We start from the raw sequence: 18,153 nt of genomic DNA on the forward strand, positions 1-18,153 counted from the left end.
CATCGTGAATATTGCAGCGAGAGTGTGCCGTTACATTCGTCAAACGATTTTTAATTTGGACGGTTCAGTCCATGGTTCAACAGGGTACTAAGGGTTTACCAGATTCGACTGAGTTGTGCGGTTGCGGACAATCTTTAACGGCTTTTTACGTTAAATGGTTGTGTGCGGTATCTCCACGCCTATCAGCCGAAGCCAGGCACCGCGGTGCGGCGGCGGCTACTGGTCATCTCATTGTTTTTAAATAACAGTTGTCAATTAAACTCATTTCTTGGAACATTGATTCCGTTTAATCTTCAATTCTCAATAATTTGGAGATTGAATCTTTAGTAATTTTTTCTCTAATTATTAGTGCGGAGGCAATCATCATTAGTAAAACCAAAAAAATCACTAAAATATAAAAGAAAATATAGGATATTAAAGAAAAAACTAATTTATTTAAAAATAAATATAATAAATATACTGCGAAAGTTATTAATAATGATAAACAATAGTAAACAAATAGTTCTATTAATAGGTAATAAAAAAGTCTGTTTGTACTCATTCCTAATGTTCTATAAATTCCCCATTTCCTTTTTTGAATTTTATATTTTCCGTATATAACCAATGAAAAAGATACAATAGAAAATGATACTGAAATATAAAATGAGAGTTTCCCTAAAAAATCTAAAAAATTAGTAATTCGAGTGCGTTCAAAGATTAAATTTGATATATTTTGAAAAAGAGAACCCGGCACACCTATGGTTAATTCATTAATTTTGTTGTATATAAATGCAGCATCGTTATTAGACAACTCATCATGTGTGTAAATTTTTAATTCTCTGTATCCTTGTGTAATTTTTTTTTCAATTGCTGTTCTTTCATCCAATATAATTGTTACTTCATTATTTGTATTAGAAGTACCATCAAAATTCACTTCATAAGGATCATTTGAAATTTTTGAAATCTTAAAATCCCAGGTTTCTGTGCTTATTACATTTTCATTTAAGGTAGATCTTGATAATTTAATATTTTTACCTTGTAATATTTTTATTTCATCATTTTTAATCTCAGGTATGTGCATGAAAACTATATTCTCTAATTCTTTTTTATTTGAAATTGAAGTTAATTTTGATAATTCTTCAGTTGTAACTAGAACATATTTAACGTTAGGGACGATAGTTCCTTTTAAAGAATATTGCCCATTTTCAAATTTATAATCGTTTACCCAAGTTTTAAGAGTTGAAGTTAAAAGATTATCATCAATAACTGGGTGAACATCAAGCATATATGGAGATTTTTCTATAAATCTTATTCCTCTAAGTGATTCGATTTCTCTAACTTCACTAGGTGTAAAAGAATTTCCTTTATTTAAAACAACTGAATGTCCATTTATAACCTTTAAACCAATCATTTGCTGAGAATTTAAATAAAAATCTACTTTGGTATTCCAAATTCCCTGAGATTCTTTTGCAAAAGTTACTGATAGAAGTATTAGAATTATTGAAAAACTTAATGTAAATAAAAATAAAATATTTTGCTTCCTATATGTAAAAAATTGAAACAATAGTTGTTTAAAAGTGAAAAATTTATTTCCGTCTATAATGTTTGAGTATTTATTATCTATTGTGTTTATTTCTTTTATATTTTCATTAATACTATTCTTTTGATTTTTTTTATTAGATAAAAAATGTAAAGATGTTACTAATATAAAAAGTGTAAAAATCCAACTCATAACTCCTAATAAAATGTCTAAAAATATAGTTTTGCTGAAAGCGGAAATAACATATGAATTCTTGATAATTAAACTGTGAAACAATAATATTAGGGGAATGGAGGTTATTATTCCTGAAAAATATATATAAATAGTTTGTGTAAATGATATTAAATGCAAATTATTATTTGAACAACCTAACGTCTTAAGTATTGCGAATTTATTCTTTTGATTTATATTGAAAAAGGTTACCATAGTAATTATGCAGAACGATGAAGAAATTAACAATGCAATTGCTAAAACAAGGGATAATACAGATATTTTTTCGTAATCTCTTAACCCGAAATACAATAAATTATCATTAATAATGTAATCATTATAGTTTTCGAAAACTTTTGGTAGGATGTTAATGTTTTCATTTATAGATTTTTCTTTAATGAATTTTACTAAAAAATTACTTTTATCTGATTTTGTTATTTGATTAGAATTAAATAAAAAAAAGTTTGGATATTTGTTGTCACGAATGATCCATCTTGATGAATAATTTTCAACAATCCCTACTAATTTAAGTGAAAGCTTCTTATCTCCAACTTTTATTTTTCTGGTTTGATTAATTTTCCATGTAGAATCTAATGCTTTCAAATAATATGACTCAACAATTATTTCTTTTTCAGCCAAAGGAAATCTGCCTGAAATAAGTGATATTTCACCTATTTCAAAATATTTTTTATCGGCCCATCCTATATTAAGTGAAATGTTATTTTGAATGTTATAAGCATCGATTAATTTATACTCACCAAATTCAATTGATTGATTTTTATTTGCTCTTCCATTTTTAACGCCCAGTACCACTCCAGAAAATCCACCGTACTGTTGAATTGATTGGCTCACCAAATTAGTCTGTATAGTTTTTGTTGAAGAATAAATTGCAACAACAGAAGAAATAACAAGAGCAAAACAGACTACTAGAAGCAAAAACCATTTTTTTCGTGAAATCAATAACTTAAATGCGAGACTAAGCATCGTCTTCCCCTTCCTCCAATTTTAATTCTCCATCATGCATAAAAAACTTGGTGTGTTGATGTTTAATTAGGTTTTCTTCATGAGTAACTAAGATCAAGGTTACATTTCTGTTTGATACTAAATCAATTAATAATTTAGCAACATTTTGACTGTTTAAATTGTCTAAATTTCCAGTGGGCTCATCTGCAAATATAATTTCAGGAGTTGTTATTAAAGCTCTCGCAATTGCTATCCTTTGTTGCTCCCCTCCTGATAATTGAAAAGGTTTACTATTTAGTAAATGCTTAATTCCCAATTCCTCAGCAATTCTATTTATTTTATTATCATTAATATTAATATTTTTATTAAAATGCTTTGGAAGGGAAATGTTATCTTTTGCTGTCAATTCAGGAATCAAATTAAAAGATTGAAAAACAAATCCAAAATTTTTATTCCTTATTTCGGATTGTTTATTATCTGACAAATCATAAAAAGATTCGTTATTAAAAAATACAGTTCCTGAGGTAGGGCGATCTATACCGCCAATAATATTTAACAGTGTCGATTTTCCAGAACCGCTCCGTCCCTTAATGATGTAAATTTTCCCTTTTTCAAATGAAATAGAAGTAGGTTTTAATTGAAACTGATTAATGTTACTATTATATTTCTTACATATATTATTTGTTTTTATTAACAATGTCATATCATGTTTCACCTCGTTGAGAGCGATTAGTATTATAGCTAGAAATCCATTTTTCTAAAGTTATTTTTGACAGATAATATCCGCATATGATACCAAGACCATTTAGTATGACATCATCAATATCAACTGTTCTCATTCCTATGTTAAGCAAATAAAAAACAAATTGTATTGACTCAAAAACTGTAGGAATAATAAGTGAATAATATAGCAAACTTCGCACTGGAATAATTTTAAACCCAAACTTAAAATAGAAACCCAATGGAAAAAAAATAATTATATTTCCTAATAAATTCTTTAATGAAACATTTAAATTAATGTTTTTCAAATAATCTAATATGGACTTTAAAGGAATGAAATTATACAAAAGGTAATCAGTTTTAACAGTGTTATATATTAAAATTATGAATATTAAGACTGAAATATAGAAAACAAAAGATAGTTTAGTTAACTCAGTTTTCCATAAAGTTTTGTTAATTTTTTTTGTTGATATTTTGAAAATAAAATAAATAATAGTTGATAAAATCGAAAATAAAAACGTGTCATAAATCAACCTCATGTTGATTCTCCTTTTATAAAACCTCAAGAACAAATCTTTTGCTTTAGATTTGTTCTTGAGGTTTTTTCTGAATTTATTGATTTATAGTCCCTTCTCCATTTACCCAGTGACCTTCTGACCCATTTTTTGTAATATTAAGAGTGTAATTACCTGCTGGAACAGTGCCAAATCCAAGCGTATAAAGTGTATTGTTTGCTGTTGTAGAGACGGGATAATTATTTATAAAGTTTTTGTATAAATTCACAGTAAATTTTGCTTTGCTAGAGCTAATACTTTTATCATAATTAAGTGTGTCTGCCTTTACTTTGGTGTTTGTTGACAAGTTATCCAAGCTGAATACGGTGGTTCCGTTTAAATAGTTTTGCACTTCAAACCAATATTTCTCGGAGTAAGCGGAGACCGAAAAAGCTCCTATTAGCAAAGATGCAACTACTGCTATCCCCAAAATTTTTACCCTCATCTTCATACTTGTAACCTCCCAATGTTTTTATATGACAGCTGGCCAGCATATCAACTAGAATATAAAACAAGTTTATATTTCCACTAGAGTATCATATTGTATTAGAAATAGTCAACAAGTAAAACGTAAATTTCCATTATAGTTTTTATTATCCTATTGATGTTGTGATTTGTCTTACTAATTTCGTGGTACGCTAGAATTAATCGGCTACAAACCACCTTTAACATTTAGTTATAGTTGTAAAGTGAGAATGAAACTAACCGTTACTACCATAGTTTCGTTTGTAAAGCTTGTAGTTCTCTCGGTGACACAACCATGACCATAATTAATCTAATTATTTTTAAATGTTAAAAAATATTTTTATATATTAAATAACAAAATATTCTTATTTTCAATAGATATCAATAAATAGATTATAATTAAATAAAAATTTTTGAAAGGTTTTATCATCAAGCTTTTTATCAAACAATTTGACGTTAAGCACATAACCGCTGAGCGCAAAAAACAAACAAACGGCAAATTGTCCATTATAAAATAAGTTAACAGGAGAATATCCGTACCAAGTATCCCATTTAAAATGAGCTTGTTCCGCTTTTCCATTCAACGCTGCTGGATAAAATACTTGTATGTAGTGTGAAATCACGACAACTAGTGCAGCAAGTCCCCTTAGACCATCTAAATAAAACAACTTATTATTACTAGAAAGGTCTTTCATTATGTTTTCTCCCTTCGATGCATAAACCAACCATTCTCGGAAACTGTGGCCGTGGCCAATAACTTGAACAGGCCTTTATCAAATTCCGCCGCCTGAATCTCCTTCTCGATTTCCAGATATTATAATAATAGACGTCCATTTTTTGAATATGTTTCATTTTATGGAGAAAAATTTTGGATACTAGGAAGGTGATCGAAGAAATAGAGGGCTTATAAGCTGGAACACGTATTCGGAAGATAGGGCGGAAGCGCAAGTCAAATTTTCGAGCTGAAAACAGCAAGCGCCGGTTCGCTCGAACCGGTGCTTGCTGTTTTTCGCTTACTATCGAGATCGGATTTTAGAAATTAAAATTGTCCGGATCGGCCCCGACGCGGGTATCGGTGTTGAGCGTGTCGATCTGCGCCATATCCTCGGCGGAGAGCTCGAAGTCGAAGACATCGGCGTTCTCGCGAATGCGGGACGGGGTGATCGACTTCGGGATCGTCACGATGCCCTGCTGCAGGTCCCAGCGCAGGATGATCTGCGCGGGCGTCTTGCCGTACTTGGCCGCCAGTTGGACGAACAGTTCATGCTCCAGCAGCTCCTTGCCCTGCATCAGCGGGCTCCACGCCTCGAACTGGATGCCCTGCTCGCGGCAATACCCGCGCAGCGGCGCCTGCGACAGACGCGGATGGCATTCGACCTGATTCACCATCGGGACGAGCTCGCTGCTTGTCTTCAGATCCTCCAGGTGGTGGATGTGGAAGTTGCTGACGCCGACGGCGCGCACGCGCTTGTCCGAATAGAGCCGCTCCAGGGCGCGCCACGTCTGCTTGTACTTGCCCTTCACCGGCCAGTGGATGAGGTACAGGTCGGCGTAGTCCAGCCCGAGCCGCTGCAGGCTCTGCTCATAGGCGGCCAGTGCGGAGTCGTAGCCCTGGTCGGCATTCCATACCTTGGTCGTCACGAAGAGCTGCTCGCGCGGCACGCCAGAGTCGCGAATCGCCCGTCCCACGCCTTCTTCATTGCCGTATACCGCGGCGGTGTCGATGCTGCGGTAGCCATGCTCGATGGCGGTGCGGACTGAGCTCTCCACCTCTTGCCCATCTTCCACCCGCCATACGCCCAGGCCCAGCCAGGGCATCTCAACGCCGTTGTGCAGCTTTGTCGTATCTGCCAGATGAGTCGGCATCGTCATTCTCCTCCTTGGTCGGTCAGTGTCCTCCTAACCATACCAAAGTCGGGGCCGCGCTCGCAAATGCGCACGCGGGACGCGAGGCGGTCGCGTCCTACGATGCCCCGGGCGCTTCGATCCGCACGTACGGATAGTGCTCCGCATGCCGATTGGACGCCAGGCTGACGAACGGGCTGACGGTCTGCTCCGGGCCCAGCAGCACGAAGGAGGCGATGCGGTCCAAGCCGAGGCGCTCGTTCACGAATGCGCTCACGTCGAGGCTGTACCAGCCGGGATCCTCCATCTCCAGCTCGCCGACTGTCACGCGGAGCGCGGCGGACGGCTGCGTGTTCCAGGTCAGCGTCTGGCCCTGCCAGGCATTGTCCGCGACCCCGTATACCGACACTGTGACCGGGTCGGACGCGGTATTCTTGTACACGTACAGGGTCGCGCTGGCGGCGCTGGCCGCCTCGTAATCCGCCATGTCCAGCTGCAGGTAGGCGCGTCGCTCGTAGCTCTTGTTGTTGTGGTCGGACTTGACGACGAGGCCGGCGGCCTGCCCGTAGTTGGTATCGGCGTGCTGGCCGCCGGTGACGTACGTATTGTCCGTCATCATGTAGCGGCCGTCGTCGGGGGCCGTGCTCAGCTCGCCCGCGAGCGCGCCCGAACGATGGCCCGCCGCGTCGAATGCCTGGACGGCAAAGGCGTACGCGGTCGCCGGACTAAGTCCGCTCACTGGGTAAGCATGCGTATCGCCGTCCACCGTATCCAGCAGCACGCCGTCCCGGTAGATCTCGTACCCGGCCACGCCGCGGTCGTCGACAGCTGCCGGCCAATTGACGGTCAGGCGGCTCTGCATTGTCTGGCTGCCGGCCAGCGCCGGCCGCACCGGCCAGATCGGGCGGACGGAATCATCGGCGAGCCGTGCGATATACGGCTGCTCCGTCGCTTGCTCGCGGGCGTGCAGCCGGACGTAGGCCGGCGACTTGGCCGGGATCTCCAGCATGAAGGCCGCCGCCTGCTGCGGGTCCAGTCCATTGAGATAGCTCGTGACATCGAGGCTGTACCAGCCTGCGCCTGCGATGGTCACGTCGCCGATCAAGACGCGCCCGGCGGGATCGGGCGGATCGTTCCAGGTGATCGCGCTCTCTGACCAGGCATCGTCCGCCAGCCCCCACACGCGCACGTCGACCGGATCGACCGGCGTCGCGCTGTATACGCGCAGCTCCGCCTCATCGCCGCCGCTGCTGTCCCACTCGGCCACATCGGCCTTCAGATAGGCGCGGCGCACGTAGGCGGGATTAGTGTCGCCCTTGACGGCTAGATTGACGGCTGTGCCGTAATTCGTATCCGGCGCCCCCCCGTACGTATAGGCATCCTGGGTGATCGGGTAGCCGGTGGGCATCTGCGGCTCGGGGGCGGGCGGATTCGTAGGCGTCCGTCCGGTCCGTCTGGCGAGCTGATCCGCGTAGAGCGACTGCGGGCTGAGCGTCTCGCCCAGACCGACGCCCTCGGCCCAGTCCTCAGGCGCCGTCTCGACGCCGCTCATCTGCGTCGGTGTTGTCTTGACCCCCGGCGTGGTGCCGCTCGTGCCGATGATGTAGCCGTAGCCGTATTGGCGCGAATCGACGGCGGTCTGTTGCAGATAGCCCGGCAGTCCGCCATAGCTCTGCGTGTTCCAGAACGTATTCTGCGTGCCGGTCTGTCCGTGCACCAGCACGCTGCCGTAATTGCGGAAGACCGATTCGATGGTGTCGTTGTGCAGCGTCGTATTGTCGAACAGATTGCCCATGCTCAGGAAATTGTGAAAGTCGCTGACATGCAGCGGATCGGTCGACGTATTGCGGTACAGCACGTTGCCGCTGGCGGCCATGTGCTGGAAGCTGAAATTGTGCCGGCCGTAGGAAGCGCGGCTGTCCTGAATCAGGCCTTCGTTGCCGCCTGAGGTGAACATGTAGCCGTTGCCGCCCCCGGCGATCGACTGGGGCGAGGACATGACGCAGTCGATGACGGTCACGCCGCGCGTGCGCAGCGATTTGATGCCGTTGGAGAGCAGGTGATGATCGGCATCGTTGACCTCCGGGCGGTAGGAGTGCACACGTCGCACCCAGCTGTCCACAGCATGCACTAGCAGGACGGCATTGCTCGAATGCGCGTCGTAAGCGCCAGTGCCGGCCGTATTGTAATCCGTGCCCGTCCAGCCGGTCTTCGTATTCTCCCGATTGCCGATGGACAGGTCCTCCACGCCGACCTCGGCGATATGAGGGGCCACCTTGTAGACGCGCGCGTCGTCGCGCGCCAGGAGCGGGTAGCGGGTCGGGATATCGATGGTGACGGTTCGCTCTGTCTCGTCGATCGCGGCGATCTGCCGATAGAAGGCAGGGCCACGCAGCGACGTGTTCCAGTATCCGACCATGCCGTGGTCCGCCATGAAGCCCTCTGTGACCGAGCCGGCCACGACGATCCAATCGCCTGTCTGCAGGTCGTCCACCGACTCCAGGGCGAAGGTCGTCGAGTCGCTCGGTATGTCGGACGTTGCATAGACGGCGTCGGTGACCGGCTCGTACCAGTCTCCCTCCGGCGGCTTGATCAGAATGATGCTCTTCTGCCGCATATAGGTGTCGTCGTTGTAGAGGAAGGTCTGCTCCGGTCCGGCGCCCCGCAGCACGACGTTGCTGTACGGAATGGCCAGCGCGTAAGGATTGGCGCCCTGCGGCTTGATGCGATAGGTGCCGGGGGGCAGGTAGACGACTCCGCCGCCCGCCAGGCCGACGTCGTCGATCGCCTGCTGGATGGCGGCCGTCGCGTCAGCCGTCCCTCCGGCGTCGGCCGCGTACGGTGCCGCCGTGACGTCTACGTGCAAGCCATAGACGACATCGGGGATCGAGCGCTCCCCCTTGGCATAGCCGGCGTACGAGAAGTCGTGCAGGAAGCGGCCCTCGGCGTCGCTATAGCCCGGCGTCCAGTCGTCCGGATACAGCGCGCTGCGCCACGTCGGGGCAGGGTCGGCCCGCAGTTGCGCCGGCGGCGCGGCCAGCAGCAGCAGGGCGACAATCAGTAAAGGCAGCATCCGTCTCATCCAGTTCATCATTCCTTCACGCCTCCCAGATACAGCATGTTTTTTTGAAACGCTTACAATAATCCTCAAAAGAGAGGCCCCCATTGCTTCCCGGCAGGACGGGTTGACCGCCGTGCCGGGAGGCGTCGCAATTAGCGGCCGATCAAGTTATACCATGCGCGGGCGCGCGCCGTCACCTCCTCGCCGCCGCTCTTGGTCCACTTGTCCACGAATTCGTCGAACTTGTCGATCGGCCATTCGCCGATGATGATTTTGCTCATGTATTCCTGGTACATCGTATGGTTCTTCAGATCGGAGTAGCCGTCATAGATGGAGGAAGGAATACCGTCCCCGGCGACCGTCTTGCCGTAGGGCTGCATCTCCGCTACGATCGCATCGCGCATCTCGAAGACCCGCAGCTGCTCCGGCGTCGAGGAATCGCGCTGGAACTGGGCCTGGAGCTGAACCTCGTCCATGCCGGTGATGAAGCTCGCCAGCATCCTGGTCTCCTGCCGGTCGGGGTCGCTCGGCAGCAGGATGCGCTTGCCGTCTTGCACCTCGTAGTGCATCCCCTCGACGCCGAGCTGCACCTGCTCCGCATGAGCCGGGTCGGCCGACCATTCCAGCAGCGAGAGTGCGTCGATCGTCGTCTGCTCGTCCTTGTCGGCGATCACCCACATCGGGCGGTTGATCTGCGTATTGGTGATGAAGCCGTCGTAGCCGTCCACCTCGGGCAGGCCGAGCGCGACCAGGTTGACGTCCGGGTTGACCTTGGCGATATTCTCGATGCGCACGTTCATGCCCTGATTGATGTGGTACCAGCTGCCGACCTTGTCGTTGTAGATCTTGGCGGTCCATTCGCTGCCTTTGTTCAGGAACGTATTGGGGTCGAGCAGCCGCTCCCGGTACAGCATCTGGGCAAATTCCAGCGCCGCCTTCATATTCGGCGTGATCGCGGAGTAGGTCAGCTCGCCGTCGTACAGGTCCCACATCGGCAGCCCCTCCCACATGGCAACGCCGTACATGCCGAACAGATGATCCATCCAGCGGCCCTGCTCGCGTCCGGTCACGGGGATCTCGTCGCTCGGGTCGCCGTTGCCGTTGGCGTCCTGATCGCGAAACGCCCGAAGCACCTCGACGTATTCGTCCTTCGTCCGCGGCAGCTCCATCCCGACATTGTCCAGCCAATCCTGTCGAATGTACGCACCGTAATACGTATAGGTCTGGACGAGCGGCACGTAGTAGATGCGGCCCTCGCCGGAAGGGTCGGCGCTGCGCACCACATCCCACACCTCCTGCGGGATACGGTCCCATACATGCGGCGCGTACTCCGGCAGCAGCTCGGTCAGGTCGGCCAGCGCGCCCTGCTTCATCAGCGCGGCTTCGTTGCCCTGCCACGGCATGAACAGGTCCGGCAGCTCGCCGCTGGCGATGCGCGTGTTCAGCTTCTGCACGTAGGCGCTGCCGCTGTTCCAGGCGACGAAGGGCATGTACAGCCCGACGCCGGTATCGGCTTGCACCATTTTGGAGTAGGGGCCGTCTTTTTCGATGGCGAAGGTGCTGTCCAGATTGCGCCATACCTCGATATAGCGCGTCTCCTCGGCCTTGCCCTGACCGCCAGGGTCGCCACCGTTCCCCGCATTCGTCCGATTCCCGTCGCTTTGCTCCCCGGCATTGCCGCCGCTGCAGCCGCTCAGTACCGCCGTAGCCAGTACGGCGCCCATGGCGGCGTATCCCCATCTGCGTGGTGTGTGTGCCATCTGCTGACATCCCTCTTTCTCGTGTTAAATTGACGTTGCTAGACTTGCTAGACCTTCTAGACCTGCGTGACCTACTTGACGGAGCCGAGCGTGGCACCCTTGACGAAGTGTTGCTGCAAGAACGGGTACACCGCCAAAATCGGTACCGTGGCGAAGATCACCGTAGCGGCCTTCAGCGTCGCATTGTTGTACGGCACGCTGCCTTCGAAGCCGCTGGCCAGCGTCGACTCCGTGCTGACCATATACTCCCGCAGGCGCAGCTGAAGCGGATACAGATGCTGATTGTCGATGAACATCAGCGGGTGCATGAACTGGTTCCACAGCATGACGGCGTAGAAGATACCGAGTGTAGCCAGCACCGCCTTGGAGATCGGCAGCACCAGGTGGAACAAGGTCCGGAAATAACCGCAGCCCTCCATCTGGGCGGCTTCTTCCAGCTCGCGCGGCAGCTCCCGGAAGAAGGTGCGCATAATAATCAGATTGTACGCGGTCAGCAGATTGGGGACAATCAGCACCCAGAAATTATCGTATAATCCGATCTCCCGGACCGTCAAAAAGTACGGAATGATCGGATAGCGGAAGATCATCGTGATCACGACCATGACGGCCAGCAGCCGAGCCGGGCGAAATTCCCGCTTGGACATCGGGTACGCCATCAGCGCCGTGAGCAGCAGACAGAGCGTCGTGCCCAGTACCGTGACGACGACCGTCAGGCCGAACGAGCGCCACAGCGCCGTCCGCTCGACGATCTTGGCCCACGAGGCCAGGGTGAAGTCGACCGGCCACAGGAACACCCGGCCCGCGTCGACGGCGTACGGCGAGCTGAAGGAGGTGGACACCACCTTGAGCAGCGGCACCAGCATCAGGAAGCCGAAGGCGCCCAGCGCGAGGATGACGCCAAGGCGAAATAGCCGCTCGCCGAGACTTGCTTGCATGGCAGGCATATCAGAACAACCCTCCTTCCCGCTGGTAGCGCTTGGCCAGGCTATTGAAGCCCAGCACCAGGACAAGTCCGATGACGGACTGGAACAGCCCGATCGCCGTCGTGGAGCTGTACTGCGCCTCGATGATGCCGACCCGGTAGACGTACGTGTCGATGACGTCTCCGACGCCGTAGGTCATCGGCGTCAGCAGATTGTAGATCTGCTCGAAGCTCAGGTCCAGGAAGTGGCCGATCTGCAGCAGGAACAGCACCAGGACGGTCGGCATGATGAGCGGCAGCGTGATGCTGAAGATCTGCCGGATCCGCCCCGCGCCATCCACCAGCGCTGACTCGTACACCTCCGGGTTGATGCCGGCGATCGCCGCCAGGAGCACGATCGTGCCCCATCCGGCGTCGCGCCAGATGCTCGTCAGCACGACGATGCTGCGGAAGAAGCGCTCCTCCTGCATGAACAGCACCGGCTCCAGGCCGACCCACTCGCGCAGCGCATTGACGATCCCGGTATTGGAGAGCACGTCGAAGGTGATGCCGGCGATGATGACCCAGGAGAAGAAGTGCGGCACGTAATAGATCGTCTGCAGCGTCCGCTTGTACGCCATGCTGCGCAGCTCGTTGAACAGCAGCGCCAGCACAATTGGGAACGGAAACACGAAGACGAGGTTGTACAGCCCGATCAGCAGCGTGTTGCGAAAAACACGGGCAAAATCGGGGTACTCGAAAAAGGCTCGAAAATGCTTCCATCCGACCCAAGGGCTCTCCGCCAGCCCCTTGAAGATCATGTAATCCTTGAAGGCGATGACCGATCCGGCGAGCGGCACGTACTTGAAGACGAGAAAAAACAGTACGCCGGGCATCGCCATCGCGTATAAGGGCCAGTAGTTGCGCAATTCGCGCAGCAGTCCTTGCCGTTGTGGCCGCGCGCCAACCGCCGTGTTGTGCGAAGTCCGCCTCGCTTGGGCGGCGTCTGCCATGAGTATCCCCTGCTTTCTGGCTTGCGCCTTTTGGTTGCGCTTTCATTATAACTGTCGGTCTGGCCGAGTACGATGGGACATCGTTCACATTATAGGGGGACATCGTTCAGGTGTTGGGCCGAATGCTCATCTTGCGGTTGCGGTGGCGTGGCGGGCTCCTTATAATGGACATACTCCGATTGTAAGCGTTCGCAGAAGAGGGGATGTCCGTGGACCGTTCGATTGCGCCGAGCTTGGGCGAGACCGGCAAGGGAAGCCGATTCGTCACCAAGCTTTTTATCAGCTTTGCCTTGCTCTGCATTCTTCCGATCCTGATTGTCGTGCAGATTTTTTTCGGCTCGGCCAAGGATCGAATCGTCGAGACCTCCACGCAGCTCGCCGGGCTGCTGGCGGCGCAGCTCGGCACCTCGCTCGATACGTATATCGCCCAGGTGGAGAATGCGTCCCTGACGATCTACAGCGATTACGAGTTGGTCGATTACATCGGGCGGGAGACCAGGTATACCGACAGCGAGCGGATTCGGCTGAATCTGCTGCTGCATCGCCAGCTGTCGACCTTCATGACGCAGCTGCCGCATCTGCATGGCGTGGCGCTGCTGGCATCGTCCGGGATCGCGTACAACAACGGTTACGCGCCGGACGTGACGGATTCGGCTTTTTGGGACAAGTGGCTGTCGCGCATCCGCGAAGCCGGAGGCAAGTTGGTCATCGTGCCGACGCATGCCCAGCTCTACCATCCCTCCGGCGCGGTGGTCGGCGTCTTCTCCGCGGGGCGGCTGGTGCAGGACATCGAGGGCCGCGAAGCCGGTATCCTGCTGTTCCAGCTCTCGCCGCACCGTCTGGTCGCAGGCAGCGAGCCGGCGGACGGCGCGGCGCTGCCGTTCCGGCGCCGGATCGTGATCGAGACGCCGGAGCATGCGCTCGTCTACGATTCTGCCCTAGCCGCCGCGGCCTTCGCCCCGGAGCGTGCCGCTCCGGAGCTGGCGCCGCATGCGTGGGTGCTCGGCTACGGCAGCGGCGAACGGCTCCAGGTCACGGTGGCGGTGCCGATGGAGGAGCTGCGCAGCGAGATCGGCGCCTCCCGCGAGCTGGCGCTGCTGATCGCGGCCAGCGCCGTCTGCGCGATGCTCGTCATCTCCATGCTGCTCAGCTACCAGATCAGCCGGCCGATCTCCCGGCTGATCCGCCACATGCGGCAGCTGGAGGACGGCCGCTATCTCCCGATCCCGGAGCGCGGGCTCAACGTCGAGCTGGGCGCGCTCACCCGCACCTACAATCTGATGGTCGCCCGGATCAAGCATCTGATTCAGGACGTCTATCAGGCGCGGATTCGGCAGGACGAAGCCCGCTGGCGGGCGCTGCAGAATCAGATCAATCCGCACTGGCTCTACAATACGCTGGAATCGATCCGCATGCAGGCCTACCTGGATCAGGCGCCCGATGTCGCCGCCATGATCAAGTCGCTCGGCCGCATGTTCCAGCTGACGCTGGCGGACGACCAGACCCATACGCTGGCGGACGAGCTGCAATACATCGGCCTGTACATGGAGCTGCAGAATATCCGATTCGACCATCGCTTCCGGTTGGAGGTGGAGCTGGGCGCTGCCTGGATGCGGATGCCCCTGATGAAGATGACGCTGCAGCCGATCGTGGAGAATGCCATCGTCCACGGCTTCGTCGATCAGGATCGCGCTTACCGCGTGCGCATCCACGGAACGCTCGGACCGGACGGCCAAGCGCGCCTGCATGTGGCTGATGACGGCGAGGGCATGTCTGCGTTCGCGCTGGCGCGGCTCCAGGCGCAGCTGCAGGCCGCGGATGTCCGCGAGCAGTCGCCTGCCGGGGAGGTCGTAGCGACAGAGCCTGCGGAGGCTGACGCTGAGCGGCCTCAGTCCTCGATCGGACTGGGCAATGTACATCGACGCCTCCGGCTTCAGTACGGCTGCGGCTGCGGTCTCGACGTCGTCTCCGGACCGGGGGAGGGGACGACTGTGACGGTGGCGCTGCCGAGCGGAGGGCTTCATGAGCAGGGGCAATTCGACTAGGGGGCTGAAGCAGATGCAATCAGAGCAAGAAGAAGCGCGGCGGCTGCGGGTACTGCTCGTCGATGATGAGACCAAGATCGTCGAGGGCCTCAAAAGCATGATCGACTGGCACGGCAACGGCTATGTCGTCTGCGGCCAGGCGCGCAACGGAGCCGAGGCGCTGGAGGCGGCGCGCAGGCTGGAGCCGGAGCTGATCGTGACCGATATTCGAATGCCGCGGCTGGATGGACTCGCGATGATCGCACGCTGGCGAGCGGAGTGGCCGGAGGCGCGCTTCATGATCCTCACCGGACACTCGGACTTCGAATATGCCCGCCAAGCGATGCAGTACGGGGTGCGCCACTACGTGCTCAAGCCGATCGAGGAGAAGGAGGTGGAGCGCGGACTGCGCGAGCTCGCGTCCGACATCCGGGCAGGCCTGGACAGCAAGCAGGAGCTGGCGGCGCTGCGCGAGCATTCGACGGCTTACAGCCGGATCAGAGCGCGGCTGCAGGAGACTGCCACGGACGAGGACAGTCTGCCTGCGCCGCCTTCGGACGAGGAGCGCTACGATCTGGCGCATCGGGTCCGCGCCTATATCGACCTGCACGCCCACGAGCCGCTGACGCTGGTTCAGGTGGCCGAGCGCTTCTATGTCCATCCGCATTACCTGAGCCAGCTTTTTCACAAGAAGACCGGGCAGCCCTTCCTCCAGTACTTGACCGCGGTCCGGATGGAGCACGCCAAGCGGCTGCTGCTGACGACCGAGCTCAAGGTGTATGAGATCTCGCGTCGAGTCGGGTATGAGGATGCCAAATATTTCAGCCGGCTGTTCGAGCGGCAGGTCGGTGCCAAGCCCAGTGTGTACAAGGCGCGTGAACGCATGTAAAATGAACAACTCATAATTTGACGAACCGTGGAATAGAAGTAGACGATACGAATTTTCACGGGAGGGATGAGGGATGGCGGTTTCGTACATGGACTTTACATCGCCGGATGTTCAGTATACGTACAATTTAAACAACAATCGCTTTTTTACGAAGGACAAAAACAACTACATCAATGCGCTCGGCGTCCAGCAGCTCAATACGCTCGGCAATGCCTCGCTGCTGGATATCTTCTTATCAAAGGGAAATGTGGTGGAGCCGCATATTCACCAGAATGCCAGCGAGATTGTGTATGCGATCAGCGGCGCGGCTGTCGTCTCGCTGATTAATCCGTTTACAAAGGAACTGTTGAGCTTCACGATCACGCCGGGAACGGTTGCCAATGTGCCGCAAGGCTGGTTCCACTGGGAGATCGCTACCGAGGACAACACCCATTTACTGGCGGTCTTTGACGCGCCCATCCCGGAGTTCATTCCGGTCTCAGATCTGCTGCGGCTCGCGCCGCCGAGCGTACTGGCATATACGTACTGTCTCGACGAGAAGCTGCTGAAGCAGGTGCTGGCGCCAATCCAGTCGACGGTCACGATCGGGCCGCCGGTCGGCTGCGATCGCAAGTCGACACGTGCGCCGCAGTCAGCGGAGCAGGCCACGCAGGCCGCGCAAGCAACACAGGCGGCGCAAGCGCAGCCGCCGCAGGCGCAAATGCCGCAAGCTCGAATAGCGCAGCCGCAGATGCCGCAGCTCCAAGGCGGGATGCCCCAGGCGAGCATAGGAGGGCCGCAAGCACAGATGCCGCAAGGCCGCATCGCACAGCCGCAGGCGCCGGGGGCACAAGCCTCAATGCCGCAAGGCCGCATATGGCAACCGTTGGCCCAGCCGCCGCAGGCCTACATGCCCCAATCGCAGCCTTCCTTCCAGGCCGGAATCCCGCAACCGCAGGCCGATTGGCCCGGCATCGGTACTGCGGAATTCGCCTCGCCCGGCGGCGCGGGAGGCGTCCAGTCGGGCTACGGGTATTCGCCGTACCCCGGCCATGCGCCGCAGGCGCCGCCCCCCGGCGAGAGCCGGCGTCCGATCATCGGCAACGGCGGCGTACCGCGTCAGGGGCGCTAGAGGGGATGGCGCTCGGCGCCTGAAGGCTTAGCAGTAGGCGCATGGCGCGGATGGCGACGCCATCCCAAGCGGAGCTGGCGGACTGCAGCGAGAGAGGCGCGGGCGAGCGGACGCGGGGCGGCGTCACTTCTAATGGACACCAGCGACGCTTAGCGGGCATTTGCGCCAGGTACACGGACCCAAATCCTCGCTAAGCGTTCCTCATGTCCATTACACGTCGAAGGGGGCCAAAAAACGCCGCTAAGCGGCTCCATTGTCCGGTAGAGCCGGCCGCCCCTGCCAAACCTATCCGTTCAGGTCAATTTTGACGACGATCTTGCGGATGCGGCGCGGCTCGCCATTCGTGCAGCAGGGGCGATGCAGCTCCTGCGGGAAGAAGACGGCGTACATGCCAGGCAAGAGCTGCAGCTCGTGCTGCAGCTCGGCCTTGCTGTAGAAGACGAGGTCGCGGTCGTCGTGGCGCTCGGACTCTACGCTGCCGGTCTGATCCGCGAAGCCGATCTGTTCCTCGCCATCGAGGAGCAGTTGGATATCGGTGTAGCGATCATGCGACTCCCAACGGCGTGCTGCGGCGCGCTCGGTATCGACCTCCTGCACGATGGCGAATAGATGCGGGCCGTCAATCTCGTGCTGGCCGGTCGCGAGCCCGGCGAGATCGGTCTGCGTCAAAAAGTCCATGGCTTGCCGCATGCGCGGCCCGTAGGCCGCCGCTTCGAGCGGCCATCGGTTCAAATGTCCGGTAATCATTGGCCTTCCTCCAATTCTTCATGATGTTCTACTTTATTAAATCGTATCCCCTGTAAATCGGTCAAGCGGCAGCATCGAAGGATGCTGCCGCTTAGTGGGCTTGTGGAGAGCCAAGCCGTTTGGTGTTGCTTGAAGTTCCTATTCGGCGATTCCATGGCCAGCGACGATCCGTATCCCCCGCATCGAAGGCCGCATCCTGCTGCAGCTGCTTGCGGTAGATCAGCGCCGACAGATAGACGCTGATCGCGTACAGCAGCACGAGCGGCACAGCGGCATATTCATGTCAAAAATCCCGCATATCCTGTCGGATGTGCGGGATTCAAGATGCATATGCGGATCTTGACATGCCGGTCGCCTCCGGTGGCGGCCCT

The 18,153-nt window shown here is 52.8% G+C and carries 14 protein-coding genes and 1 pseudogene; 3 read left to right on the forward strand and 12 right to left on the reverse strand.

Going from position 1 to position 18,153, the window contains the following annotated elements; translation table 11 throughout:
• Positions 1–286: 286 nt before the first annotated feature.
• From IDH44_RS09940 to IDH44_RS09985, 10 genes are all read right to left on the reverse strand, one after another.
• Positions 287–2,713: an ABC transporter permease gene (locus IDH44_RS09940; RefSeq protein ID WP_190917157.1), complete on the reverse strand. Its 2,427-nt coding sequence runs from the start codon at positions 2,711–2,713 to the stop codon at positions 287–289.
• Complete coding sequence (locus IDH44_RS09945) at positions 2,706–3,395, reverse strand: ABC transporter ATP-binding protein (RefSeq protein ID WP_190917160.1); 690 nt, start codon at positions 3,393–3,395, stop codon at positions 2,706–2,708. The genes IDH44_RS09940 and IDH44_RS09945 overlap by 8 nt, the downstream gene beginning before the upstream one ends.
• 1 nt (position 3,396) lies before the next feature.
• Positions 3,397–3,951: a VanZ family protein gene (locus IDH44_RS27375; RefSeq protein ID WP_190917161.1), complete on the reverse strand. Its 555-nt coding sequence runs from the start codon at positions 3,949–3,951 to the stop codon at positions 3,397–3,399.
• Between the two features lie 73 nt (positions 3,952–4,024).
• Positions 4,025–4,417 carry a hypothetical protein gene (locus IDH44_RS09955; protein WP_190917163.1) on the reverse strand — a complete coding sequence of 131 codons (393 nt, stop codon included), beginning with the start codon at positions 4,415–4,417 and terminating at the stop codon, positions 4,025–4,027.
• A gap of 385 nt (positions 4,418–4,802) precedes the next feature.
• Positions 4,803–5,126 carry an acyltransferase family protein gene (locus IDH44_RS09960; RefSeq protein WP_190917165.1) on the reverse strand — a complete coding sequence of 108 codons (324 nt, stop codon included), beginning with the start codon at positions 5,124–5,126 and terminating at the stop codon, positions 4,803–4,805.
• A gap of 337 nt (positions 5,127–5,463) precedes the next feature.
• Positions 5,464–6,297: an aldo/keto reductase gene (locus IDH44_RS09965; protein WP_190917167.1), complete on the reverse strand. Its 834-nt coding sequence runs from the start codon at positions 6,295–6,297 to the stop codon at positions 5,464–5,466.
• Positions 6,298–6,394: 97 nt separating this feature from the next.
• Positions 6,395–9,370 (reverse strand): CBM96 family carbohydrate-binding protein, encoded by a 2,976-nt coding sequence (locus IDH44_RS09970; RefSeq protein ID WP_190917169.1) that lies wholly within the window; start codon positions 9,368–9,370, stop codon positions 6,395–6,397.
• A gap of 119 nt (positions 9,371–9,489) precedes the next feature.
• Entirely contained in the window at positions 9,490–11,097 is a 1,608-nt protein-coding gene (locus IDH44_RS09975; protein ID WP_190917171.1) for an extracellular solute-binding protein, read from the reverse strand.
• A 71-nt stretch (positions 11,098–11,168) separates the two neighbouring features.
• Positions 11,169–12,041 carry a carbohydrate ABC transporter permease gene (locus IDH44_RS09980; protein ID WP_317890154.1) on the reverse strand — a complete coding sequence of 291 codons (873 nt, stop codon included), beginning with the start codon at positions 12,039–12,041 and terminating at the stop codon, positions 11,169–11,171.
• 1 nt (position 12,042) lies between these two features.
• Positions 12,043–13,011 (reverse strand): ABC transporter permease, encoded by a 969-nt coding sequence (locus IDH44_RS09985; protein ID WP_190917173.1) that lies wholly within the window; start codon positions 13,009–13,011, stop codon positions 12,043–12,045.
• A gap of 209 nt (positions 13,012–13,220) precedes the next feature.
• Between IDH44_RS09985 and IDH44_RS27135 the strand changes: the two genes are divergently transcribed.
• The 3 genes and pseudogenes from IDH44_RS27135 to IDH44_RS26480 form a co-directional block, all read left to right on the forward strand.
• Positions 13,221–15,056 carry a sensor histidine kinase gene (locus tag IDH44_RS27135; RefSeq protein ID WP_190917175.1) on the forward strand — a complete coding sequence of 612 codons (1,836 nt, stop codon included), beginning with the start codon at positions 13,221–13,223 and terminating at the stop codon, positions 15,054–15,056.
• A 13-nt stretch (positions 15,057–15,069) separates the two neighbouring features.
• Positions 15,070–15,924, forward strand: coding sequence for a response regulator transcription factor (locus IDH44_RS09995; protein WP_190917177.1), 855 nt, complete (start codon positions 15,070–15,072; stop codon positions 15,922–15,924).
• 73 nt (positions 15,925–15,997) lie between these two features.
• Positions 15,998–16,529: pseudogene (locus IDH44_RS26480) on the forward strand (cupin domain-containing protein); the annotation flags it as partial.
• A 791-nt stretch (positions 16,530–17,320) separates the two neighbouring features.
• On the opposite strand, the gene IDH44_RS10005 reads toward IDH44_RS26480, so the two are convergent.
• A complete protein-coding gene (locus IDH44_RS10005; RefSeq protein WP_190917181.1) occupies positions 17,321–17,782 on the reverse strand; it encodes a YhcH/YjgK/YiaL family protein in 462 nt (153 codons plus the stop codon).
• A gap of 91 nt (positions 17,783–17,873) precedes the next feature.
• A complete protein-coding gene (locus IDH44_RS10010) occupies positions 17,874–18,050 on the reverse strand; it encodes a hypothetical protein (RefSeq protein ID WP_190917184.1) in 177 nt (58 codons plus the stop codon).
• Positions 18,051–18,153: the final 103 nt, after the last annotated feature.

It is taken from the genome of Paenibacillus sabuli, from assembly GCF_014705605.1.
In the GTDB taxonomy this organism is placed as follows: domain Bacteria; phylum Bacillota; class Bacilli; order Paenibacillales; family Paenibacillaceae; genus Paenibacillus_D; species Paenibacillus_D sabuli.